The organism is Streptomyces exfoliatus, from assembly GCF_000725545.1.
GTDB classification, from domain to species: Bacteria; Actinomycetota; Actinomycetes; order Streptomycetales; family Streptomycetaceae; genus Streptomyces; species Streptomyces exfoliatus.
Genome location: NZ_JNZP01000019.1, coordinates 1 through 22,637, shown reverse-complemented (window position 1 = coordinate 22,637; position 22,637 = coordinate 1). Strand labels below are relative to the sequence as shown.

Genomic DNA, 22,637 nt, shown 5'->3' with positions numbered 1-22,637 from the left:
CGGGTACGACGGACAAAGACCCCCAGGAGGTGTCCATGTCCGCGCCCACCCAGCGGCCCAAGGTCACCGCACACGAAGCCCGGCAGACCGCCGAGGCCGCACGTGAGCGGGACTGGCACAAGCCCAGCTTCGCCAAGGAACTCTTCCTCGGCAGGTTCCGCCTGGACCTCGTCCATCCCCATCCGCTCCCCGCCGAGGAGGACGCCCGGCGCGGCGAGGCCTTCCTGGCGTCCCTGCGCACGTTCTGCGAGACCCGGATCGACGGCGCCCGCATCGAGCGCGAGGCCCGTATCCCCGACGAGACGATCACCGGTCTCAAGGAGCTCGGCGCGCTCGGCATGAAGATCGACCGGAAGTACGGCGGTCTCGGCCTCACCCAGCTGTACTACAACCGCGCCCTCGCCCTCGTCGGCTCCGCCAGCCCCGCCGTCGGCGCCCTGCTCTCCGCGCATCAGTCGATCGGCGTACCGCAGCCGCTGAAACTCTTCGGCACCCAGGAGCAGAAGGACGCCTTCCTGCCGCGGCTCGCCAGGACCGACGTCTCCGCCTTCCTCCTCACCGAGCCCGACGTCGGCTCCGACCCGGCGCGCCTCGCCACCACCGCCGTACCGGTCCGGGACGAGGAGGGTGACGCGTACGTCCTCGACGGGGTCAAGCTCTGGACGACGAACGGCGTCGTCGCCGACCTGCTCGTCGTCATGGCCCGGGTTCCCGCCTCCGACGGCGGGCGCGGCGGCATCACCGCCTTCGTCGTCGAGGCCGACTCGCCCGGCATCACCGTCGAGCACCGCAACGCCTTCATGGGCCTGCGCGGACTGGAGAACGGCGTCACCCGTTTCCACCGCGTGCGGGTGCCCGCCGAGAACCGCATCGGCCCCGAGGGCGCCGGCCTCAAGATCGCCCTCACCACCCTCAACACCGGCCGCCTCTCGCTGCCCGCCGTCTGCGCGGGGGCCGGGAAGTGGTGCCTGAAGATCGCCCGCGAGTGGGCGGGCGTCCGCGAGCAGTGGGGCGGTCCCGTCGCCCGGCACGAGGCCGTCGGCACCAAGATCTCCTTCATCGCGGCGACGACCTTCGCCCTGGAAGCGGTGGTCGACCTCGCCTCCCAGATGGCGGACGAGGACCGCAACGACATCCGCATCGAGGCCGCCCTCGCCAAGCTGTACGGCTCCGAGATGGCCTGGCTCATCGCCGACGAACTCGTCCAGATCCGGGGCGGCCGGGGCTACGAGACCGCCGACTCGCTCGCCGCCCGGGGCGAACGCGCGGTCCCCGCCGAGCAGATCCTGCGCGATCTGAGGATCAACCGGATCTTCGAGGGCTCGACCGAGATCATGCACCTGCTGATCGCCCGCGAGGCCGTCGACGCCCACCTCTCCGTCGCCGGGGACCTCATCGACCCCGGGAAGTCGCTCGCCGACAAGGCGAAAGCCGGCGCGCGGGCCGGTGGCTTCTACGCCCGCTGGCTGCCGGGACTCGTCACCGGAGCGGGGCAACTCCCCAACTCGTACGGGGAGTTCGGCGTCCTCGCGGGGCACCTCAGGTATGTCGAGCGGACCTCCCGCAAGCTGGCACGCTCCACCTTCTACGCGATGTCCCGCTGGCAGGGCCGCATGGAGCTCAAGCAGGCCTTCCTCGGCCGGATCGTCGACATCGGGGCGGAGCTCTTCGCGATGAGCGCCGCCTGTGTACGGGCCGAACTCCTGCGCACCACCGGCGACCACGGCCCGGAGGCCCACCAGCTCGCGGACGCGTTCTGCCACCAGGCCCGGCTGCGGATCGAGGAGCTGTTCGGCCGCCTCTGGTCGAACACGGACGACCTCGACCGGCGGGTCGTCGACGGCGTCCTCGCCGGCCGCTACACCTGGCTGGAGGCCGGGATCGTCGACCCGAGCGGCGAGGGCCCGTGGATCGCGGACGCGACTCCGGGCCCGTCGACGGAAGCGGACGTCCACCGCCGGGTCCCGTGAGCCACCCGCCCGCGTTCCGCCATGCGGAACGCGGGCCCTTCCGGTGGCACGAGACGGCACCATGACCCCCGTGACCGTCATCGACATCCCCGGCTCCAAGTCCGTCACCGCCCGCGCGCTGTTCCTCGCCGCGGCCGCGGAGGGCACCACCACCCTCCTCAGGCCGCTCGTCTCCGACGACACCGAGGGCTTCGCCGAGGGCCTCACCGCCCTCGGCTACGCCGTCCGCCGCGAGCCCGGCGCCTGGCACATCGAGGGCCGCCCGGCGGGCCCGGGCGCGGACAGCGCCGACGTGTACTGCCGCGACGGCGCCACCACCGCCCGCTTCCTGCCGACCCTCGCCGCCGCCGGACACGGCACGTACCGCTTCGACGCCTCCGCCCAGATGCGGCGACGGCCCCTTGCCCCCCTGACGGAGGCCCTGCGGACCCTCGGCGTCGATCTGCGGCACGGGGACAAGGAGGGGCACCACCCCCTCGACGTCCACGCCCGCGGTGTGAAGGGCGGCGCGCTCACCCTCGACGCCGGGCAGTCCTCCCAGTACCTGACCGCCCTGCTCATGCTCGGCCCGCTGACCGCCGAGGGCCTCGACATCACCGTCACGGACCTGGTCTCGGAGCCGTACGTCGAGATCACCCTCGCGATGATGCGGGCCTTCGGCGCCGACGTGCGCCAGGAGGGCCGTACGTACCGGGTCGCCCCCACCGGCTACCGGGCACGTACGTACGGCATCGAGCCCGACGCCTCCACGGCCGGCTACTTCTTCGCCGCCGCCGCCCTCGAACCGGGCCGCTCCGTCACCGTCCCCGGCCTCGGCACCGGCGCCCTCCAGGGCGACCTGGCCTTCGTCGACGTGCTGCGCCGCATGGGCGCCGACGTCGAGATCACCGACGCCGGCACGACCGTCCGCTCCACGGGCACCCTGCGCGGCCTGACCGTGAACATGCGGGACATCTCCGACACCATGCCGACCCTCGCGGCCATCGCCCCGTTCGCCGAAGGACCGGTCCGCATCGAGGACGTCGCCAACACCCGGGTCAAGGAGTGCGACCGCCTCGACGCCTGCGCCGAGAACCTGCGCCGCCTCGGGATCACCGTCCACACCGGGCCCGACTGGATCGAGATCCACCCCGGCACGCCCACCGGACCGGTCGAGATCGCCACCCATGGGGACCACCGCGTCGTCATGTCCTTCGCGGTCGCCGCCCTGCGTACGCCGGGCATCACCTTCGACGACCCCGGCTGTGTGAAGAAGACCTTCCCGGACTTCCACCGGGTCTTCGACAGGTTCGCCCGCACCCCCGAAGAACGCGCCTGAACCCCGACCCCGTGAAGAGCGCACGGCGTTTGCGGCAAGAATGGGGGGCATGAGCGACCGCCCCTCTCCTCTCGCCGATCCCCACATCGCCTTCGACGTGTCCGAAGGACGCCGGGACATCGTCGTCCTCGGCTCGACCGGGTCCATCGGCACCCAGGCCATCGACCTGGTGCTGCGCAACCCCGACCGCTTCCGGGTCACCGCCCTGGCCGCCTCGGGCGGCCGGGTCGCGCTGCTCGCCGAGCAGGCGCACCGGCTGAAGGTCGCCGCGGTCGCCGTGGCCCGCGAGGAGGTGCTGCCGGAGCTGCGCGACGCGCTGAAGGCGCTGTACGGCTCCGAGCCGCTGCCCGAGCTCCTGGCGGGCCCCGAAGCCGCCACGCGGGTCGCCGCCTCGCCGTGCCACACCGTCCTCAACGGCATCACCGGCTCCATCGGCCTCGCGCCGACGCTCGCCGCTCTCGAAGCGGGCCGCACCCTGGCCCTCGCCAACAAGGAGTCGCTGATCGTCGGCGGCCCGCTGGTGAAGGCGCTCGCCAAGCCTGGCCAGATCATCCCGGTCGACTCCGAGCACGCGGCCCTCTTCCAGGCGCTCGCCGCCGGCACCCGCGCCGACGTCCGCAAGCTGGTCGTCACCGCCTCCGGCGGCCCCTTCCGCGGCCGTACGCGCGAGCAGCTGGCCGGCGTCACCCGCGAGGACGCGCTCGCCCATCCGACCTGGGCCATGGGCCCGGTGATCACGGTGAACAGCGCGACCCTGGTGAACAAGGGCCTGGAGGTCATCGAGGCCCACCTGCTCTACGACATCCCCTTCGACCGCATCGAGGTCGTCGTCCACCCCCAGTCGTACGTCCATTCGATGGTCGAGTTCACGGACGGCTCCACGCTCGCCCAGGCCACCCCGCCCGACATGGGCGGCCCCATCGCGATCGGCATCGGCTGGCCCGAGCGGGTCCCGGACGCGGCCCCCGCCTTCGACTGGACCAAGGCCTCCACCTGGGAGTTCTTCCCGCTCGACACCGAGGCGTTCCCGTCCGTCGGTCTCGCCCGGCACGTCGGCGAGCTGGGCGGCACCGCCCCCGCCGTCTTCAACGCGGCGAACGAGGAGTGCGTGGAGGCGTTCCTCGCAGGAAGGCTGCCGTTCAACGGAATCATGGATACGGTCACAGCGGTCGTCGCGGAGCACGGCGTTCCCGGTACGGGAACCTCCCTCACCGTGCCGGACGTCCTCGAAGCGGAGACCTGGGCGCGCGCCCGGGCCCGAGAGCTCGCAGCGAAGGCAACAGCGGAGGCCCGCGCATGACCGAAATGCTCCTGTACGCCCTGGGTATCGTGCTGTTCGCGCTCGGCCTGCTCGTCTCCATCGCCTGGCACGAGCTCGGCCATCTCTCCACGGCCAAGCTCTTCGGCATCCGCGTGCCGCAGTACATGGTCGGCTTCGGCCCCACCATCTGGTCGAAGAAGCGCGGCGAGACCGAGTACGGCATCAAGGCCATTCCGGCCGGCGGCTACATCCGCATGATCGGCATGTTCCCGCCGGGCGAGGACGGCAAGATCGAGGCCCGCTCCACCTCGCCCTGGCGCTCCATGATCGAGGACGCCCGGGAGGCCTCGTACGAGGAGCTCAAGCCCGGCGACGAGACCCGCCTCTTCTACACGCGCAAGCCGTGGAAGCGCGTGATCGTGATGTTCGCGGGACCGTTCATGAACCTGGTCCTGGCCCTCGCGCTGTTCTTCGGCTCGATGATGACGCTGGGCATCGCGGGCCAGACGACCGAGGTCGCCGGGGTGCAGAAGTGCGTCATCAAGCAGAGCGAGAAGCGGGAGAAGTGCGCGACGGGCGACCCCGTCTCCCCGGCGTTCAAGGCCGGCCTGAAGGACGGCGACAAGATCGTCGCCTTCAACGGCACGCCGGTGAACGACTGGGACGCCCTCTCCGACCGCATCCGGGAGACCATCGGCCCCGCGACGATCACCGTCGAGCGGGCCGGACAGCGCGTCGAGCTGCACCCCACGCTCGTCTCCAACAAGGTTCCGAAGAAGGACGAGGACGGCAAGGTCGTCCAGCCCCTGACGTACATCGACGCCGGCTACCTCGGCTTCGCCTCCAAGTCCGAGGTCGCGCCCCTCACCTTCGGCGAGACCACCGAACGGATGACGGACCGCCTGGAGAGCAGCGTCGAGTCGGTCATCGCTCTCCCGGGCAAGATCCCCGGCCTCTGGGACGCCACCTTCGGTGACGGCGAGCGCGCCGACGACTCGCCGGTGGGCGTGGTCGGCGCCGCCCGGATCACCGGCGAACTCATGAACATCGAGGCGCCGCCGACGACGATCCTCGTGATGTTCATGGACCTCCTGGTCATGTTCAACGTCTCGCTGTTCCTGTTCAACATGCTGCCGCTGCTGCCGCTCGACGGCGGCCACATCGCGGGCGCCCTGTGGGAGTCCGTACGCCGCCACACGGCCCGGATCTTCAAGCGCCCCGACCCGGGCCCGTTCGACGTGGCCAAGCTGATGCCCGCCGCCTACGTGGTGGCCGGCGTGTTCGTCTGCTTCACCCTGCTCGTCCTCGCCGCCGACATCGTCAACCCGGTGAGGATCTCGTAGCTCCCAGGGGGGCCGGACACCACGGTGTCCGGCCCCCCGCGCCCGGGGCGGTAACCTCGGAGACCTGAGCCCGCCGACGCACAACCTTGAGGTTGCACAGAAGATGACCGCGATTTCTCTCGGTATCCCGACCGTTCCGACCCGGCTCGCCGAGCGGCGCAAGAGCCGCCAGATCCAGGTCGGCACCGTGGCCGTCGGCGGTGACGCCCCCGTCTCCGTGCAGTCGATGACCACGACCCGCACGTCCGACATCGGCGCGACGCTCCAGCAGATCGCCGAGCTGACCGCCTCCGGCTGCCAGATCGTGCGGGTGGCGTGTCCGACCCAGGACGACGCCGACGCCCTCGCGGTCATCGCCCGGAAGTCGTCCATCCCGGTGATCGCCGACATCCACTTCCAGCCGAAGTACGTGTTCGCCGCGATCGACGCCGGCTGCGCGGCCGTCCGCGTCAACCCGGGCAACATCAAGCAGTTCGACGACAAGGTCAAGGAGATCGCCAAGGCGGCCTCCGACGCCCGGACCCCGATCCGGATCGGCGTCAACGCCGGCTCGCTCGACGCGCGGCTCCTGAAGAAGTACGGCCGTGCCACCCCCGAGGCGCTCGTCGAGTCCGCCCTCTGGGAGGCGTCCCTCTTCGAGGAGCACGGCTTCCGCGACATCAAGATCTCGGTCAAGCACAACGACCCGGTCATCATGGTCGAGGCCTACCGCCAGCTCGCCGCCCAGTGCGACTACCCGCTGCACCTCGGCGTCACCGAGGCCGGGCCCGCCTTCCAGGGCACCATCAAGTCGGCCGTCGCCTTCGGCGCCCTGCTCTCCCAGGGCATCGGCGACACCATCCGCGTCTCGCTCTCCGCGCCGCCGGCCGAGGAGATCAAGGTCGGCATGCAGATCCTGGAGTCGCTGAACCTGCGCCAGCGCCGCCTGGAGATCGTCTCCTGCCCGTCCTGCGGCCGCGCCCAGGTCGACGTCTACAAGCTCGCGGAGGAGGTCACCGCCGGTCTCGACGGCATGACCGTCCCGCTGCGCGTGGCCGTCATGGGCTGCGTCGTCAACGGCCCCGGCGAGGCCCGCGAGGCCGACCTCGGCGTCGCCTCCGGCAACGGCAAGGGCCAGATCTTCGTGAAGGGCGAGGTCATCAAGACCGTCCCCGAGTCGAAGATCGTCGAGACCCTCATCGAAGAGGCGCTGAAGATCGCCGAGCAGATGGAGAAGGACGGCGTCGCCAGCGGCGAGCCGACCGTCGCCATCGCCGGCTGAGAGGTACGACCCTCCCCGCGAAGCCCCGCCGCCCGCCCCGGGCAGCGGGGCTTCGCGCTGCCGCAGGCGTGGTTCGGGAGCCTCCGGGTACAGTGCGGGAATCAGCAGAACGTACCGTGAGGCCCCCCTCGTGTTGACACAGCCCACCACCCGGGTCCTCGAACCCGCCGACCTCGGCGCCGCACTCGCCGTCCTGGAGAGCGCCCCCGTCGAGAACGCCTTCGTGACCGCCCGCGTCCAGGTCGCCGGGCTCGACCCCTGGCGCCTCGGCGGCGAGATGTGGGGCTGGTACAGCGAGGGCCGGCTGCGTTCCCTCTGCTACTCCGGCGCCAACCTGGTGCCCCTCTGCGCCACCCCCGAGGCCGTCCGCGCCTTCGCCGACCGGGCCCGCAGGGTCGGCCGCCGCTGCTCCTCGATCGTCGGGCCCGCCGAGCCCACCGGCGAACTGTGGCGGCTCCTCGAACCCAGCTGGGGCCCCGCGCGGGACGTCCGCGCCCGCCAGCCGCTGATGGTCGCGGAGGGGCCTTCCGCGACGGTCCCCGCCGACCCGCTGGTGCGCCGCGTCCGCAAGGACGAGATGGACGTGATCATGCCCGCGTGCGTGGCCATGTTCACCGAGGAGGTCGGCGTCTCCCCGCTCGCCAACGACGGCGGCCTGCTCTACCAGGCCCGGGTCGCCGAACTCGTCGGCGCCGGCCGCTCCTTCGCCCGCATCGAGGACGGCAAGGTCGTCTTCAAGGCGGAGATCGGCGCCGCCACCCGGCAGGCCTGCCAGATCCAGGGCGTCTGGGTCGCCCCCGAACACCGGGGCAAGGGCCTCTCGGAGACCGGCATGGCCGCCGTGCTCCAGTACGCGCTCGCCGACGTCGCACCCCTCGTCAGCCTGTACGTGAACGACTACAACACCCCGGCGAGGGCCGCGTACCGCCGTGTCGGCTTCCAGGAGACCGGCGCCTTCATGAGCGTGCTGTTCTGAGGCCCCGGCCGCTTGTAGGGTGCGCCGCATGGATGACGCAGAGGTCATGATCGGACCGGTCAATCTCGCCGCCCGGGTGGACGAGGCGCTCGCCGTGCAGGCGCTCGCCTTCGGCCTGGACGAGGACGAGATCGCCGTACGCCGCCACATCGTGCTGCGCCACCTGCTGTGCCCCGGCGCCCGCGCCTACGGGGCCACCACGCCCGACGGCGCGCTCGTCGGATTCGTGTACGGGATGCCCAACGACCGCACCCACTGGTGGTCGACCGTCGTCGAGCCGTACCTGCGCGCCACCGGCACCGCCGACTGGCTCGACGACTCCTTCGTCATCACCGAACTGCACGTCCACCCGGCCCACCAGGGCAGGGGCGTCGGTCGTGAACTGATCACCACCATCACCGACACGGCCGCCGAGCCGCGCTCGATCCTCTCCGCGATCGACACGGAGAGCCCGGCCCGCGGCCTCTACCGCTCCCTCGGCTACACCGACCTCGCCCGCCAGGTGCACTTCCCGAGCGCCGCCCGCCCGTACGCCGTGATGGGCGCGCCCCTGCCGCTCGGTCGCCGGAACTGATTTCACCTGCCAGGGGCCGCCCGGCTAACCTCGGGGCCATCACCCTCCCCCGAGCTCTCGGCTTCGCTCGAGCAGGGGGGACCCCCAGCCCTGCAGGAGTACGAGAACCATGGCCAACGCACCGGTCCAGCGCATGTCCCAGTTGATGGCGAAGACGCTGCGCGACGACCCGGCCGACGCCGAGGTCCTCAGCCACAAGCTCCTCGTCCGCGCCGGTTACGTCCGCCGCACCGCCGCCGGCATCTGGAGCTGGCTGCCCCTCGGCAAGAAGGTCCTCTCCAACATCGAGCGCATCGTCCGCGAGGAGATGGACGCGATCGGCGCGCAGGAGGTCACGCTCCCCGCGCTGCTGCCCCGCGAGCCGTACGAGGCAACCGGCCGCTGGGACGAGTACGGCGCCGAGCTCTTCCGTCTCCAGGACCGCAAGGGCGGCGACTACCTCCTCGGGCCGACGCACGAGGAGATCTTCACGCTCCTGGTCAAGGACCAGTGCTCGTCCTACAAGGACCTGCCGGTCATCCTGTACCAGATCCAGAACAAGTTCCGTGACGAGGCCCGCCCCCGCGCCGGCATCCTGCGCGGCCGCGAGTTCCTCATGAAGGACTCGTACTCCTTCGACACGGAGGACGAGGGCCTGGCCCAGTCGTACGCCCTGCACCGCGCGGCCTACCAGCGGATCTTCGAGCGCCTCGGCCTCGACTACCGCATCTGCGCCGCCACCGCCGGCGCGATGGGCGGCTCGAAGTCCGAGGAGTTCCTCGCCCCGGCCGAGGCCGGCGAGGACACCTTCGCCGACTGCCCGAACTGCGACTTCGCCGCGAACACCGAGGCGGTCTCCTACGAGCTGAAGGCCGTGGACGGCTCCGCCGTGCCCGCCGCCGAGGAGATCCCCACCCCCGACACCCCGACCATCGAGACCCTCGCCGCCTCCCTCGGCGTCCCCGCCTCCGCCACCCTCAAGAACCTCCTGGTGAAGGTCGACGGCGAGATCGTCGCGGTCGGCGTCCCCGGCGACCGCGAGGTCGACCTGGGCAAGGTCGAGGCGCACTTCGCGCCCGCCACCGTCGAGATGGTGACGGAGACGGACTTCGCGGACCGCGCGGACCTGGTGCGGGGCTACGTCGGCCCGCAGGGCCTGGACAAGGTCACGTACCTCGCCGACCCGCGCGTGGCCCCCGGCACCTCCTGGATCACCGGCGCCAACAAGGACGGCATGCACGCGAAGAACGTCGTCGCGGGCCGTGACTTCGAGGTCTCCGAGTACGTCGACGTCGTCGTCGTACAGGAGGGCGACCCGTGCCCGAAGTGCGGCACCGGCCTGAAGCTGGACCGCGCCATCGAGATCGGCCACATCTTCCAGCTGGGCCGCAAGTACGCCGACGCCCTCAAGCTCGACGTCCTCGGCCAGAACGGCAAGCCGGTCCGCGTGACCATGGGCTCGTACGGCATCGGCGTCTCCCGCGCGGTGGCGGCGCTCGCCGAGCAGACCGCCGACGAGAAGGGCCTGTGCTGGCCGGCCGAGGTCGCCCCGGCCGACGTCCACGTCGTCGCCGCGGGCAAGGCGCTCCAGACCGAGCTGGCCCTCGAGGTCTCCGACAAGCTGGCCGCGGCCGGTCTGCGGGTCCTGGTCGACGACCGCGCGGGCGTCTCCCCGGGCGTCAAGTTCACCGACTCGGAGCTCATGGGCGTCCCGAAGATCCTGGTGGCGGGCCGCCGCGCGGCCGAGGGCGTCCTGGAGCTGAAGGACCGCCGCACGGGCGAGCGCGAGGAGCTGACCGTCGACGAGGCGATCGCCCGCCTCACGGCGTGAGCGAAGGAGGTGGCCGGACCCCACGGGGCCCGGCCACCTCTCTGCCGCGGGGGCGCCGGTGCCTCAACCGGCGTCCTCCCGTGGCGCCGGTTCCACCGACGTCCCCGTCAGGTCCTCGATCGCGTCCGCCGCGTCGGCCCGTCCCGCCAGGTACGCGTCCGTGCGCGGCGGCACCGGCGGCGGCACCGGCGGCATGTGCATCATCGTCTCGGCATGCCCGGTGGAGGCCCCGGCGGACCCGGGCGTCGCCCGTTCCAGGAACCTCAGCAGTTCCACCGGGATCGGCAGCACCAGCGTCGAGTTCTTCTCGGCCGACACGGCCATCACGGTCTGCAGCAGCCGCAGCTGGAGCGCCGCCGGCTGCTGGGACATCACCGCCGCCGCCTCCGACAGCTTCTTCGAGGCCTGGAGCTCGGCGTCGGCGTTGATCACCCGCGCCCGGCGTTCCCGGTCCGCCTCCGCCTGCCGGGCCATGGAGCGCTTCATCGTCTCCGGCAGCGACACGTCCTTGATCTCGACCCGGTCGATCTGCACGCCCCAGCCGATCGCGGGGGAGTCCAGCATCAGTTCGAGCCCCTGGTTGAGCTTCTCCCGGTTCGACAGCAGGTCGTCGAGGTCGCTCTTGCCGATGATGGACCGCAGCGAGGTCTGCGCCATCTGCGAGACCGCGAACTTGTAGTCCTCGACCCTGACGAGCGCCTCCGCCGCGTCGACGACCTTGAAGTAGACCACCGCGTCCACCCGGACGGTCACGTTGTCCCGGGTGATGCCCTCCTGCGCGGGCACGGGCATCGTGACGATCTGCATGTTCACCTTGTGCAGGCGGTCCACGCCCGGAACGATCATGGTGAAGCCGGGCGCGCGGACGTCGTTGCGCAGCCGGCCGAAGCGGAAGACGACGCCCCGCTCGTACTGCTTCACGATCCGGGCCGCCGCGCCCGCGTAGACCGCGGCCGCCGCGGCCACGCCGGCCGCCGCCATCAGCAGCTCTTCGAGCATTACGGCCCCCTGGAGATCGAGCCGCCGAACGCCGCGAACCGGCGAACGGTACAAAAAGGGTATTCCCCTACAGCCAGCTCGCGAACTCGAGAAGCAGCTCGGCCTCCTGCCGCCGCCCCGCCGCCAGTGCCCGCGTGCCCGACTCCACCGCGCGGAACAGGGTCCAGCCGTGCAGCCGCTCCCGGTCCAGGTCCAGCGAGTCCGCCAGCTTGTTCACCCGCCGCCGGGCCGCCGAGGCGCCCGAGGACGCGGCCACCAGGTCCTCGACCCGGTCCCGTACGAGCCGGGCCAGGTCGTACGCCCGCTCGCCGACCAGCGGCTCGGGCCCGACGGCCAGCCAGGGCGCCCGGTCCCCGGCCAGGACCTTGCCCTGCCGGAAGTTCCCGTGCAGCAGCAGCGTCTCCGCCCCGCCCGCCACCAGCTCCTCGCGCGCCGCGAGCGCCGCCGCCGTCAGCTCGCCGGTCGCCGCGTCGGACAGGTGCGGGCGCATCGCCTCCGCCTGCCGGGCCGTCCGCTCGGTCACCGTCTCGAAGCCGTGCTCCGCCGGGGGGTCGACCCACAGCTTGCGCACGGTCCCCGCAGCCTCCAGGAGCGCCTTCGCCTCGGGCAGCGAGCGCAGCGAGACCTCGTGGTGCAGCCGTTCGAGGACGAGGGCGCCCGCCCCGGTCCCCTCGACCTCGTCGAGCAGCAGGGCGGCGCCCCAGCCGTTCCAGTGCGCGAGCGCCTCCCGCTCCCGCTCGGGCCGGCTGAACGGGGGTGCGATCTTGAGCGCGGCGGGGGAGCCGTCCGAGCGCCGGACGAGCACGACCAGACTGCTCCGCCCGCCCGGCGCCAGCACGCGTTCGGCGTCCAGGGAGGCGTGGTCGAGCACCTGGTCGGCCAGCCCGGGCAGCTTCCCGAGCCACTCGGCCGCGGCGGCGTCCCCGTACGTCTCACCGAGCGCCTTCACCAGTCGCTGCGGCGGTTCGAAAGCCATACGTGCGTTGTTCCTTCGGTCGGGGCGGGGCTCACACCCGCTCGGCGAGCCCAGGAAAGGTTACGTCGCTGCCGCGCCAGCGGACGGCCCGTACCGCCGCCTCCCTGAGCGCGGCGGCCGCCTCGCGCCGCCGTGGTCCCTCGGATGCCCGGACCAGGTCCGAGTACACCCCGGCGACCCGGTCCTCGATCATCGCCGCGAGCCGTACCGCGCCGGCCGGGTCCGCGACCCGGAACGGCAGCTCGTACGCGGCGGCCGCCGCCACCGGCGTGCCGCCGAGGTCGCGCACGGCCCTGCGCAGGGCGTCACGGCGCCCCCGGTGGGCCTCGTGGGCCGCGGCGGCCTCGGCCCGCCGCTCGGCTCCGATCCGGCCGCCCACGACCCCGTACCCGTACACCGCCGCGTGCTCGGCGGCCAGCGCGGCCTGGGTCGCTTCGAGGGCGCTCATGCCCGTGCTCCTTCGGTCAGCAGATAGGTGTGGGCCGCGCCGGCGGCGGCCACGGAGGCGAGCAGCCTGGCGTACTCGGGCGGCGCGGTGACCAGAGCGGCGGTGTGCGCGTCGGCGGCCGTGCGCTCGGCCGCCGCGAGCTCCTCGAGCGCGGCCAGGGGGTCGCCGGTGACGGGGGCGGGGGTGGGGTCGGGGGACGTCGTGGCGGAGGCGGGCGCGGCGCTCGGCGTGGCCGTCGCGGGCCGCACCGTCGTACCGCCCTCGCCGAGGGCCTTCGCGTGCGCCGCGACCGAGCGTCGGAGCGGGGCCAGCCGGGGCGCGAGCGCGGGGTGGGCGGCGAGGGTCGCGTCGTACCGTTCGAGCAGCGTCCGGGAGGCGGTCACCGAGCGGAGCCGTAGCGCCGCCTCGGCCCGCGCCACCCGTTCGGCCTCCAGTTCGGCGGCGCTGGGCCGCCGCGGACCGGGGGCCTCCGAGGTGCAGCCCGCGAGGACCGCCGTGGCGGCGGCCGAGACCCCCGCCGTCAGGAGTGCGCGCCTGCCCGTCGTCGTCACGCTCTCTCCTCAGCCGTGGTATGTCGTCGAAGATCGTCGGATCACCGCAGGCGAGCGTACCCGCGGGCCCCGGGGCGATGGACGGCAACACCCTCCCGGACCGGATACCCTTTGGTCTGACACGCGACGAACACACAACAGCACACGCGGCCGAGGAGTCACCCGGATGAGCACCACCCAGAGCGACAGGCTGCGCGGACTCGTGGAGCCGCTCGTCCACGCGAGGGACCTGGATCTGGAAGAGATCGAGGTGTCCCGGGCCGGCCGCCGCGGACTGCTGAGGATCGTCGTCGACTCGGACGAGGGCGTGGAGCTGGACGCCTGTGCCGAGCTGAGCCGCGCGATCTCCGAGAAGCTCGACGAGACCGACGCGATGGGCGAGGGCGAGTACGTCCTCGAAGTCAGCTCGCCCGGCGCCGACCGCCCTCTTACCCAGCACCGCCACTACGTGCGGGCCGTCGGCCGGCTGGTGAAGCTCCAGCTGTCCGCCGACGATGCTTCCGAAGAGCTGGTCGCGCGGATCCTCACCGTGGACGCGGACGGCCTCGACCTCGAAGTACCGGGCGTGAAGGGGCGCAAGCCCACCGCCCGCCGGGTCGAGTTCGCCGACATCGTCAAGGCGCGTGTCGAGATCGAGTTCAACCGCAAGGACAAGAAGGAAGAGGAGGCGTAGCCGTGGACATCGACGTGAAGCTGCTCAAGGGCTTGGCGCATGAGAAGGAGATCTCCTTCGACCTGCTGGTCGAGGCGATCGAGTCGGCCCTCCTCATCGCCTACCACCGCACCCCCGACGCCCGCCGCCACGCGCGCGTGGAGCTGGACCGGGCCACCGGGCACGTGACGGTGTGGGCGAAGGAAGACCCCTCCGACCTGGAGGAGGGCCAGGAGCCCAAGGACTTCGACGACACCCCGTCCGACTTCGGCCGGATCGCGGCGAGCACCGCCCGCCAGGTCATCCAGCAGCGGCTGCGGGACGCCGAGAACGACGTGACGTTCGGCGAGTACGCGCGCCGCGAGGGCGATGTCGTCGCCGGTGTGGTGCAGCAGGGCAAGGACCCGAAGAACGTCCTGGTCCGCCTCGACGACAAGCTGGAAGCCATCCTTCCGGTGCAGGAGCAGGTGCCGGGCGAGGACTACACGCACGGTCTGCGGCTGCGCACGTACGTCGTCCGGGTGGCGAAGGGTGTGCGCGGTCCGTCCGTCACCCTTTCGCGTACGCATCCCAATCTGGTGAAGAAGCTGTTCGCCCTCGAGGTGCCGGAGATCGCCGACGGATCGGTCGAGATCTCGGCGATCGCCCGTGAGGCCGGCCACCGCACCAAGATCGCCGTCCGTTCCACCCGTTCGGGTCTGAACCCCAAGGGCGCCTGCATCGGCCCGATGGGCAGCCGCGTGCGGAACGTGATGGCGGAGCTGCTCGGCGAGAAGATCGACATCGTCGACTGGTCGGACGACCCGGCCGAGATGGTGGCGAACGCGCTCTCCCCGGCGCGGGTGTCCAGGGTCGAGATCGTCGACATGGCGGCCCGTTCCGCCCGCGTGACGGTGCCGGACTACCAGCTGTCGCTGGCCATCGGCAAGGAGGGCCAGAACGCCCGCCTCGCCGCGCGGCTCACCGGCTGGCGGATCGACATCCGGCCGGACACGGAGCCGAGCGGTCCGGAGGACTGAGACCGTTTTTGGCCAACGACTGTTCGATTCTTGCCCCAAACAGGTGAGGTCGGTACGGGGAGGTAGACTTAATCGTGTCTGGCCGGACGCAGGACCGTGCGTGCCCTGAGCGAACCTGTGTGGGATGCCGGGAGCGAGCGGCCAAGAGCGATCTGCTGCGGATCGTGGTGAGCAAGGACGAATGCGTTCCTGATCATCGCGGTACGCTGCCCGGCCGGGGTGCGTACCTGCACCCCGCCGTGGTCTGTCTCGACCTGGCGGTCCGCCGCCGAGCGTTCCCGAGGGCCTTCAGGGTCCAGGGCCCGCTCGACACCGCGGAACTCCGTCACCACGTCGAGCGGCCGACACCGTAGTGAAGAAGTACGGCACGGAACACCGTGCGGTCAGGTACCTCGCGAGTTGGAAGTAGGTCGAGATTGCGATGAGCACTCGATGAGTACGCGATGAGTACGCCCATGAAGTAGCGACGGTCCGGCGGTAACCGGACCTCACAAAGGAGCAAAGTGGCTAAGGTCCGGGTATACGAACTCGCCAAGGAGTTCGGTGTGGAGAGCAAGGTCGTCATGGCCAAGCTCCAAGAACTCGGTGAATTCGTCCGTTCGGCGTCCTCGACGATCGAGGCGCCGGTCGTGCGCAAGTTGACTGACGCACTGCAGGGTCCCGGCGGCAACGCCGGCAAGACCGCTGCCAAGCCTGGCGCGCCCCGCAAGGCGGCGCCCTCCCCCGCGGCGCCGTCCCCGGCCGCCGCGGCACGTCCCGCTGCCCCGAAGCCCGGCGCCCCGGCTCCCAAGCCGGCCCCCGCCGCGCCTGCGGCGCCCGCCCCGGTCACTCCGGTGACTCCGGCCGCGCCCGCGAGCAGCACCCCCTCTCCGGCTCCGGCCGCCTCGGGCCCCCGCCCGGGCCCGAAGCCCGCGCCCAAGCCGGTCACGCCGGCTCCGGCCGCCCCCGAGTTCACCGCGCCTCCGTCGGCTCCCGCCGCCGGTCAGCGCCCCGGTGCCTCGGGTCCCCGCCCCACCGGCGAGCGTCCGGCCCGTCCCGCCCAGCAGGCTCCCCGCCCGCAGGGTCAGGGTGCGCCGCGTCCGCAGGGCCAGGGCGCTCCCCGTCCGGGCGGTGCCCGTCCGGCCGGTCCGCGTCCCGGCAACAACCCCTTCACCTCGGGTGGCTCCACCGGCATGGCGCGGCCGCAGTCGCCCCGTCCCGGTGGCGGCGCCCCGCGTCCGCAGGGTGGCCCCGGCGCCGCTCCGGGCGCTCCGCGTCCGCAGGGCGGCCCCGGTGGCGCCCCGCGTCCCCAGGGTCAGGGCGGCGCCCGTCCGACCCCCGGTGGCATGCCTCGCCCGCAGGCTCCCCGTCCGGGCGGCGCGCCCGGCGGTAACCGTCCGAACCCGGGCATGATGCCGCAGCGTCCCGCTGCCGGCCCGCGTCCCGGTCCTGGCGGTCGTGGCCCCGGTGGCCCCGGCGGCCGTCCGGCTGGCCCCGGCGGTGGCGGCGGCGGTCGTCCCGGCTTCACCGGTCGTCCGGCCGGTCCCGGCGGTGGCGGTGGCGGCTTCGCCGGCCGTCCCGGTGGTCCCGGTGGTGGCGGCGGCGGTCGTCCGGGTGGTCCCGGCGGCGGTGGCGGCGGCTTCGGCGGTCGTCCCGGTGGCTTCGGTGGCCGTCCCGGCGGTCCGGGTGGACGTGGTGGCACGCAGGGCGCCTTCGGTCGTCCCGGCGGTCCCGCGCGTCGTGGTCGCAAGTCGAAGCGTCAGAGGCGCCAGGAGTACGAGGCCATGCAGGCCCCGTCCGTGGGCGGCGTGATGCTTCCCCGCGGTGGCGGCGAGGTCATCCGCCTGTCGCGCGGTGCGTCCCTCACCGACTTCGCCGAGAAGATCGGCGCCAACCCGGCGTCGCTCGTCGCGGTGATGATGAACCTCGGCGAGATGGTCACGGCGACGCAGTCGGTCTCCGACGACACGCTGCAGATGCTCGGTGACGAGATGAACTACACCGTTCAGATCGTCAGCCCCGAGGAGGAGGACCGCGAGCTGCTCGAGTCCTTCGACATCGAGTTCGGCGAGGACGAGGGTGGCGAAGAGGCTCTGGTCTCCCGTCCGCCGGTCGTCACCGTCATGGGTCACGTCGACCACGGTAAGACCCGACTGCTCGACGCGATCCGCAAGACGAACGTCGTCGCGGGCGAGGCCGGTGGCATCACCCAGCACATCGGTGCCTACCAGGTGGGTACCGAGGTCAACGGCGAAGAGCGTCGCATCACCTTCATCGACACCCCGGGTCACGAGGCGTTCACCGCCATGCGTGCCCGTGGTGCGAAGTCGACCGACATCGCGATCCTCGTGGTCGCGGCCAACGACGGCGTCATGCCGCAGACGATCGAGGCGCTCAACCACGCCAAGGCCGCCGGCGTCCCGATCGTCGTCGCGGTCAACAAGATCGACGTCGAGGGTGCGGACCCGACCAAGGTCCGCGGTCAGCTGACCGAGTTCGGTCTGGTGGCCGAGGAGTACGGCGGCGACACGATGTTCGTCGACATCTCCGCCAAGCAGGGTCTGCACATCGACTCCCTGCTCGAGGCCGTCGTCCTCACCGCCGACGCCTCGCTCGACCTGCGGGCCAACCCGAACCAGGACGCGCAGGGTATTGCGATCGAGTCCCACCTCGACCGTGGTCGCGGTGCCGTCTCGACCGTCCTGGTCCAGCGCGGAACGCTGCGCATCGGCGACACCGTGGTGGTCGGCGACGCGTACGGCCGCGTCCGGGCGATGCTCGACGACAAGGGCAACAACGTCGAGGAGGCGACCCCGTCGACTCCCGTCCTGGTGCTCGGTCTCACCAACGTGCCGGGTGCCGGCGACAACCTCCTGGTGGTCGACGAGGACCGTACGGCGCGTCAGATCGCCGAGAAGCGCGCTGCGCGTGAGCGCAACGCCGCCTTCGCCAAGCGCGTCCGCCGGGTGTCCCTCGAGGACCTCGACAAGGTGCTCAAGGCCGGTCTCGTCCAGGAACTCAACCTCATCATCAAGGGCGACGCGTCCGGTGCGGTCGAGGCCCTGGAGGCTTCGCTGCTCCAGCTCGACGTCGGCGAAGAGGTCGACATCCGTGTCCTGCACCGCGGTGTGGGTGCGGTCACCGAGTCGGACATCGACCTGGCCATGGGCTCCGACGCCATCGTCATCGGCTACAACGTCCGTGCGGCCGGCCGTGCCGCGCAGATGGCGGAGCGCGAGGGCGTCGACGTCCGGTACTACTCGGTCATCTACCAGGCGATCGAGGAGATCGAGGCGGCGCTCAAGGGCCTCCTCAAGCCGGAGTACGAAGAGGTCGAGCTCGGTACGGCGGAGATCCGCGAGGTCTTCCGCTCGTCCAAGCTGGGCAACATCGCCGGTGTCCTCATCCGCTCGGGCGAGGTCAAGCGCAACACCAAGGCGCGTCTGGTCCGCGACGGCAAGGTCATCGCCGAGGACCTCACGATCCACGGTCTGCGCCGCTTCAAGGACGACGTCACCGAGATCCGCGAAGGCTTCGAGGGCGGTATCAACCTCGGAAACTTCAACGACATCAAGATCGACGACGTCATCGCGACGTACGAGATGCGCGAGAAGCCGCGCGGCTGATCGCGTCCCATCGCAGCAGTGAGCCGGGGCCGGTCGGCGGAAAGTATTCCGTCGATCGGCCCCGGCCGTTGCGTGTACGGTTTCCGGTGTCCCCGCCGAGTGGTCGGCGGGAACACCGAACCCGAACCGGCGGGACATCCGGACACACATGTATGTGGGGACACTGTCCTTCGATCTGCTCCTCGGCGACGTTCGTTCGTTGAAGGAGAAACGCTCCCTCGTCAAGCCGATCGTCGCCGAGCTCCATCGGAAGTTCGCGGTGAGCGTGGCGGAGGTCAGCGGCCAGAACCTCCACCGGCGGGTCGAGATCGGCGTCGCGATGGTGTCGGGGGACACGGCACATCTCAGCGACGTACTGGACCGGTGCGAGCGGCTCGTCGCCGCCCGCCCCGAGGTGGAGCTGCTGTCGGTGCGCCGCAGGCTCCACACTGATGAAGACTGATTTGAGCAAGGCAAAGAAGGAGAAGGACCAGTGGCCGACAACGCGCGGGCGAAGAAGCTGGCAGACCTCATCCGGGAGGTGGTCGCCGAGAAGCTGCAGCGCGGCATCAAGGACCCCCGCCTGGGCACGCACGTGACCATCACGGACACCCGCGTCACCGGCGACCTGCGGGAGGCCACGGTCTTCTACACGGTCTACGGCGACGAGGAGGAGCGGGCGAGCGCCGCCGCCGGCCTGGAGAGTGCCAAGGGCATCCTCCGTTCGGCCGTGGGCCGCGCTGCCCAGACCAAGTTCACCCCGACGCTGACCTTCGTGGCGGACGCCCTTCCGGAGAACGCCAAGACCATCGAGAACCTCCTCGACAAGGCGCGGGCCATCGACGCCCAAGTGCGGGAGGCGTCCTCGGGCGCCGCCTTCGCGGGCGAGGCCGACCCCTACAAGAAGCCGGGCGAGGACGAAGCCGCCGAATGAGCAACGCAGCAAAGACGCCCGACGGCCTTGTCATCGTCGACAAGCCGTCGGGCTTCACCTCGCACGACGTCGTGGCCAAGATGCGCGGGATCGCCAGGACCCGCCGCGTCGGCCACGCCGGCACGCTCGACCCCATGGCCACGGGCGTCCTCGTCCTCGGCGTGGAGCGGGCGACCAAGCTCCTCGGTCACCTCGCGCTGACCGAGAAGGAGTACCTGGGCACCATCCGCCTGGGCCAGACCACGATCACCGACGACGCCGAGGGCGAGATCACGGCGTCGGTCGACGCTTCGAAGGTCACCCGAGAAGGCATCGACGCGGGCGTCGCCGAGCTGACCGGCGCCATCATGCAGGTGCCGTCGAAGGTCTCCGCGATCAAGATCGACGGCAAGCGGTCGTACGCCCGCGTGCGCGGCGGCGAGGAGTTCGAGATCCCGGCCCGCCCGGTCACCGTCTCCTCCTTCCAGGTGTACGACGTCCGCGAGGCGACCGCCGAGGACGGCACCCCCGTCGTCGACCTCGTCGTCTCCGTCGTCTGCTCCTCCGGTACGTACATCCGGGCGCTCGCCCGGGACCTCGGCGCCGGGCTCGGTGTGGGCGGTCATCTGACCGCGCTGCGCCGCACCCGGGTCGGCCCGTACAAGCTGGACTCGGCGAAGACGCTCGACCAGCTCCAGGAGGAGCTCACGGTCATGCCGGTCGCCGACGCGGCCGCGGCGGCCTTCCCCCGGTGGGAGGTCGACGAGAAGCGGGCCGCGCTGCTGCTCAACGGCGTCCGTCTGGAGATGCCGGCGTACCCGGCGGGTCCGGTCGCGGTCTACGGACCGGACGGGAAGCTCCTCGCGCTCGTCGAGGACCAGCGGGGCAAGGCCAAGAGCCTCGCCGTCTTCGGCTGAGACACGGGCCGCCGGGACCAGGGCCGTAGGGCTTCACGGTGGGGCGGGCACGCGCGCGTGCCCGCCCCACCGTTGTCCCCCCATCCCCCCCGGGAGAGTCTGTCCGGCGGAATCCGCGAAATCACCCCATCGGGGAGGCGCTCGGAGTGAATGGGGGAGTGCCAGGGGGCGCGTTTCCCCTCGTGCGCCTCCGGGTGATCACCGGAGACCTACCGTCGACACCATGGGACGCGGGGACCTGGCGACGCTGGTACGTATCTGCGATCTGGCGGGCCGGCCGCGCGGTACCGGATTCCTCGCCGACCACCACGGAACGGTCGTCACCAGCCACGAAGCCGTCGACGGGCTCAGCCGTGTCCTCCTGCGCGCCCCCGGCGACCGGAGCTGGCTCGCCGAGGCCGAGGCCGTCACCTCCCTGCCGGAGCGGGGCCTCGCCCTGGTGCGCACCGAAGGGCTCGGCGTCCGCCCGCTGCCGCTCGCGACCCGCGACCGGATCGAACCCGGCACGTACGTGCGGATCGCCGCCCAGGGCTGGCGCGAGGCCCGTGTCCTCGGCCCCGCCGCCGTCACGTACGTCGCCACCGACCGCTGCCACGACCTCGCCGAAGCCCTCGAACTCGCCATCGGCACCGAGGGGGCCGAGGCCCTCCGCCTCAGCGGACAGGCCGCCGGCGGCCCCGTCCTCGACACCGCCACCGGCACCGTCCTCGCCGTCCTCGGCACCGCCCTGCACGGCCGTCGCAAGGCCGCAGGTTACGCCGTGCCCCTCCGCCCCGAGGGCCCCCTCACCGCCGTGCTCCGGCGCAACGCGGCCACCGTCCCCGCCTACGGCCCCGACCTCAACCTCGCCGGAATCCTGGAGCTCGCCGCGACCTCCGCCGGACCCGTACGGGAGCCCGACCCCTGGCCCGATCCCGTCGAACGGCTCCAGTGCGTCGGCGAGTTCACCCGCTTCACGGCGGGCGACGCCCCGGTCCTCGCGCTCGTCGGCGCCCCCGGCACCGGCCGCACCACCGCGCTCGCCGCGCTCTGCGCCCGCCGCGCCGGGGGCGCCGCCCCGGCCCCCACCGTCCGGCTGCGCGGCGCCGACCTGCGCGCCGAGGACCGCTCGCTCGCCGACGCCGTCGGCCGCGCCCTGCACCAGGCGGGCCGTATCGTCGCCGCCTCCGGGGCGCTCGGCGACACCACGACCGCCACCCCCGAACGGGCCGCCGCCCTCGCCCACGAGGCGGGCCGCCGGCTCCTCGTCGTCCTCGACGGCCCCGAGGAGATGCCGCCGCTCCTCGCCCACCGGCTCGCCGACTGGACCGCCGCCACCGAGGACTGGCTCCGCGCCCACCACGCCCACCTCGTCACCGCCTGCCGCCCCGAGCACTGGGAACTGGCCGGTGCGCTCTACACCCCGGGCGCGCTCCACCGGCCGGCGGCCGGACAGGGACCCGGACCCCGACTCGGGGAGGCGGTGCCCGCCGCCCTCGTCCTCGGGCCGTACTCCGCGACGGAGGCACGGGCCGTACGCGAGGGATACGGCCTCCGGGAGACGGACCTCGCCGAGTGCGACGCCCGGCACCCGCTCGCCCTGCGGCTGCTCGCCGAGGTGCGGGCCGCGCTGCCGGGGCACGTACCCGGGCGGCCGGGACGCGAGGAGATCTTCACCGCCTACCTGGACCTCATGTGCCTGCGCATCGCCGTCCGGATCGCCGCGGGCTCCCGGCCGCTCGTCCGGGGGACCGCCGTACGCCGGCTCGCCGCGCGCGTGACCGGCCAGGTCCACGAGGCGGCCCGCCGGTGCCTCGGCCCCGGGCACGGCGTCCTCGACCGGGCCTCCTTCGAGCAGCTCTTCCCCTGGCGGGACGGCTGGGCCTCGGCGGTCCTCACCGAAGGCCTGCTCGTCCCCGCCGGCAGCGGCTACCGCTTCGCCCACGAGGAACTCGCGGACTGGGTACAGGCCGCCCACCTGGACCTGGACGCGGCCCTTCCCGCGCTCCTCTCCGCCGGCGCCGCTTCCCCGACGCCGGGAGGCGAGGACCGGCCGGTCCCGCCCGGCCCGTCCCCCCACCCGCTC

At 72.3% G+C, this 22,637-nt stretch carries 20 protein-coding genes; 16 read left to right on the top strand and 4 right to left on the bottom strand.

Annotation, left to right across the window (positions count from 1 at the left end):
- The first annotated feature begins 35 nt into the window (after window positions 1-35).
- The 8 genes from IO20_RS0123195 (at window position 36) to IO20_RS0123160 (ending at window position 10,513) form a co-directional block, all read left to right on the top strand.
- Window positions 36-1,970 carry an acyl-CoA dehydrogenase family protein gene (locus tag IO20_RS0123195; RefSeq protein WP_030550945.1) on the top strand — a complete coding sequence of 645 codons (1,935 nt, stop codon included), beginning with the start codon at window positions 36-38 and terminating at the stop codon, window positions 1,968-1,970.
- A 70-nt stretch (window positions 1,971-2,040) separates the two neighbouring features.
- Window positions 2,041-3,288, top strand: a complete 1,248-nt coding sequence (aroA, locus tag IO20_RS0123190) for a 3-phosphoshikimate 1-carboxyvinyltransferase (RefSeq protein WP_030550942.1) — start codon at window positions 2,041-2,043, stop codon at window positions 3,286-3,288.
- Between the two features lie 49 nt (window positions 3,289-3,337).
- A complete protein-coding gene (dxr, locus tag IO20_RS0123185; RefSeq protein ID WP_030550940.1) occupies window positions 3,338-4,588 on the top strand; it encodes a 1-deoxy-D-xylulose-5-phosphate reductoisomerase in 1,251 nt (416 codons plus the stop codon).
- Entirely contained in the window at window positions 4,585-5,892 is a 1,308-nt protein-coding gene (locus IO20_RS0123180) for a M50 family metallopeptidase (RefSeq protein ID WP_030550938.1), read from the top strand. Before dxr ends, IO20_RS0123180 begins: the two co-directional genes overlap by 4 nt.
- A 103-nt stretch (window positions 5,893-5,995) precedes the next feature.
- The gene (gene ispG, locus IO20_RS0123175) at window positions 5,996-7,153 is read left to right on the top strand and encodes a flavodoxin-dependent (E)-4-hydroxy-3-methylbut-2-enyl-diphosphate synthase (protein ID WP_030550936.1); all 1,158 of its coding nucleotides are present in this window, start codon (window positions 5,996-5,998) and stop codon (window positions 7,151-7,153) included.
- Between the two features lie 130 nt (window positions 7,154-7,283).
- The gene (locus IO20_RS0123170) at window positions 7,284-8,129 is read left to right on the top strand and encodes a GNAT family N-acetyltransferase (RefSeq protein ID WP_030550935.1); all 846 of its coding nucleotides are present in this window, start codon (window positions 7,284-7,286) and stop codon (window positions 8,127-8,129) included.
- A gap of 28 nt (window positions 8,130-8,157) precedes the next feature.
- Complete coding sequence (locus IO20_RS0123165) at window positions 8,158-8,703, top strand: GNAT family N-acetyltransferase (protein WP_030550934.1); 546 nt, start codon at window positions 8,158-8,160, stop codon at window positions 8,701-8,703.
- 109 nt (window positions 8,704-8,812) lie between these two features.
- On the top strand, window positions 8,813-10,513 hold the full coding sequence (locus IO20_RS0123160) for a proline--tRNA ligase (RefSeq protein ID WP_030550931.1): 1,701 nt from the start codon (window positions 8,813-8,815) through the stop codon (window positions 10,511-10,513).
- A 63-nt stretch (window positions 10,514-10,576) separates the two neighbouring features.
- On the opposite strand, the gene IO20_RS0123155 is transcribed toward IO20_RS0123160, so the two are convergent.
- The 4 genes from IO20_RS0123155 to IO20_RS0123140 all read right to left on the bottom strand — a co-directional run bounded on the left by IO20_RS0123155 (window position 10,577) and on the right by IO20_RS0123140 (window position 13,487).
- The gene (locus IO20_RS0123155; protein ID WP_037636124.1) at window positions 10,577-11,512 is read right to left on the bottom strand and encodes a slipin family protein; all 936 of its coding nucleotides are present in this window, start codon (window positions 11,510-11,512) and stop codon (window positions 10,577-10,579) included.
- Window positions 11,513-11,579: 67 nt separating this feature from the next.
- Window positions 11,580-12,488: an aminoglycoside phosphotransferase family protein gene (locus IO20_RS0123150; protein ID WP_030550927.1), complete on the bottom strand. Its 909-nt coding sequence runs from the start codon at window positions 12,486-12,488 to the stop codon at window positions 11,580-11,582.
- Between the two features lie 31 nt (window positions 12,489-12,519).
- A complete protein-coding gene (locus tag IO20_RS0123145) occupies window positions 12,520-12,936 on the bottom strand; it encodes a ferritin-like domain-containing protein (protein WP_030550925.1) in 417 nt (138 codons plus the stop codon).
- Window positions 12,933-13,487 carry a hypothetical protein gene (locus tag IO20_RS0123140; RefSeq protein WP_030550923.1) on the bottom strand — a complete coding sequence of 185 codons (555 nt, stop codon included), beginning with the start codon at window positions 13,485-13,487 and terminating at the stop codon, window positions 12,933-12,935. Before IO20_RS0123140 ends, IO20_RS0123145 begins: the two co-directional genes overlap by 4 nt.
- 166 nt (window positions 13,488-13,653) lie before the next feature.
- Here IO20_RS0123140 and rimP point away from each other — a divergent pair, with 166 nt between their 5' ends.
- The 8 genes from rimP to IO20_RS0123100 all read left to right on the top strand — a co-directional run.
- Window positions 13,654-14,160 carry a ribosome maturation factor RimP gene (gene rimP / locus IO20_RS0123135; protein WP_030550921.1) on the top strand — a complete coding sequence of 169 codons (507 nt, stop codon included), beginning with the start codon at window positions 13,654-13,656 and terminating at the stop codon, window positions 14,158-14,160.
- Between the two features lie 2 nt (window positions 14,161-14,162).
- Complete coding sequence (nusA, locus tag IO20_RS0123130; RefSeq protein WP_030206586.1) at window positions 14,163-15,158, top strand: transcription termination factor NusA; 996 nt, start codon at window positions 14,163-14,165, stop codon at window positions 15,156-15,158.
- Between the two features lie 74 nt (window positions 15,159-15,232).
- On the top strand, window positions 15,233-15,511 hold the full coding sequence (locus IO20_RS0123125) for a YlxR family protein (RefSeq protein WP_078946026.1): 279 nt from the start codon (window positions 15,233-15,235) through the stop codon (window positions 15,509-15,511).
- 150 nt (window positions 15,512-15,661) lie between these two features.
- Window positions 15,662-18,763, top strand: coding sequence for a translation initiation factor IF-2 (infB, locus tag IO20_RS38780; protein ID WP_078946025.1), 3,102 nt, complete (start codon window positions 15,662-15,664; stop codon window positions 18,761-18,763).
- Window positions 18,764-18,911: 148 nt separating this feature from the next.
- The gene (locus tag IO20_RS0123115) at window positions 18,912-19,205 is read left to right on the top strand and encodes a DUF503 domain-containing protein (protein WP_030206595.1); all 294 of its coding nucleotides are present in this window, start codon (window positions 18,912-18,914) and stop codon (window positions 19,203-19,205) included.
- Between the two features lie 30 nt (window positions 19,206-19,235).
- On the top strand, window positions 19,236-19,676 hold the full coding sequence (gene rbfA / locus IO20_RS0123110; protein ID WP_030550915.1) for a 30S ribosome-binding factor RbfA: 441 nt from the start codon (window positions 19,236-19,238) through the stop codon (window positions 19,674-19,676).
- A complete protein-coding gene (truB, locus tag IO20_RS0123105; RefSeq protein WP_030550913.1) occupies window positions 19,673-20,572 on the top strand; it encodes a tRNA pseudouridine(55) synthase TruB in 900 nt (299 codons plus the stop codon). The genes rbfA and truB overlap by 4 nt, the downstream gene beginning before the upstream one ends.
- 223 nt (window positions 20,573-20,795) lie before the next feature.
- On the top strand, window positions 20,796-22,637 hold a 1,842-nt coding region (locus IO20_RS0123100), incomplete at its 3' end, for a trypsin-like peptidase domain-containing protein (protein ID WP_031127619.1).

Excerpts from the sequence above, each read along its gene's own strand:
- IO20_RS0123195 (WP_030550945.1), top strand. The coding sequence starts at position 36 with ATGTCCGCGCCCACCCAGCGGCCCAAGGTCACCGCACACGAAGCCCGG.
- dxr (WP_030550940.1), top strand. The coding sequence starts at position 3,338 with ATGAGCGACCGCCCCTCTCCTCTCGCCGATCCCCACATCGCCTTCGAC.
- IO20_RS0123180 (WP_030550938.1), top strand. The coding sequence starts at position 4,585 with ATGACCGAAATGCTCCTGTACGCCCTGGGTATCGTGCTGTTCGCGCTC.
- ispG (WP_030550936.1), top strand. The coding sequence starts at position 5,996 with ATGACCGCGATTTCTCTCGGTATCCCGACCGTTCCGACCCGGCTCGCC.
- IO20_RS0123165 (WP_030550934.1), top strand. The coding sequence starts at position 8,158 with ATGGATGACGCAGAGGTCATGATCGGACCGGTCAATCTCGCCGCCCGG.
- IO20_RS0123160 (WP_030550931.1), top strand. The coding sequence starts at position 8,813 with ATGGCCAACGCACCGGTCCAGCGCATGTCCCAGTTGATGGCGAAGACG.
- IO20_RS0123155 (WP_037636124.1), bottom strand. The coding sequence starts at position 11,512 with ATGCTCGAAGAGCTGCTGATGGCGGCGGCCGGCGTGGCCGCGGCGGCC.
- IO20_RS0123150 (WP_030550927.1), bottom strand. The coding sequence starts at position 12,488 with ATGGCTTTCGAACCGCCGCAGCGACTGGTGAAGGCGCTCGGTGAGACG.
- IO20_RS0123145 (WP_030550925.1), bottom strand. The coding sequence starts at position 12,936 with ATGAGCGCCCTCGAAGCGACCCAGGCCGCGCTGGCCGCCGAGCACGCG.
- rimP (WP_030550921.1), top strand. The coding sequence starts at position 13,654 with ATGAGCACCACCCAGAGCGACAGGCTGCGCGGACTCGTGGAGCCGCTC.
- IO20_RS0123115 (WP_030206595.1), top strand. The coding sequence starts at position 18,912 with ATGTATGTGGGGACACTGTCCTTCGATCTGCTCCTCGGCGACGTTCGT.
- truB (WP_030550913.1), top strand. The coding sequence starts at position 19,673 with ATGAGCAACGCAGCAAAGACGCCCGACGGCCTTGTCATCGTCGACAAG.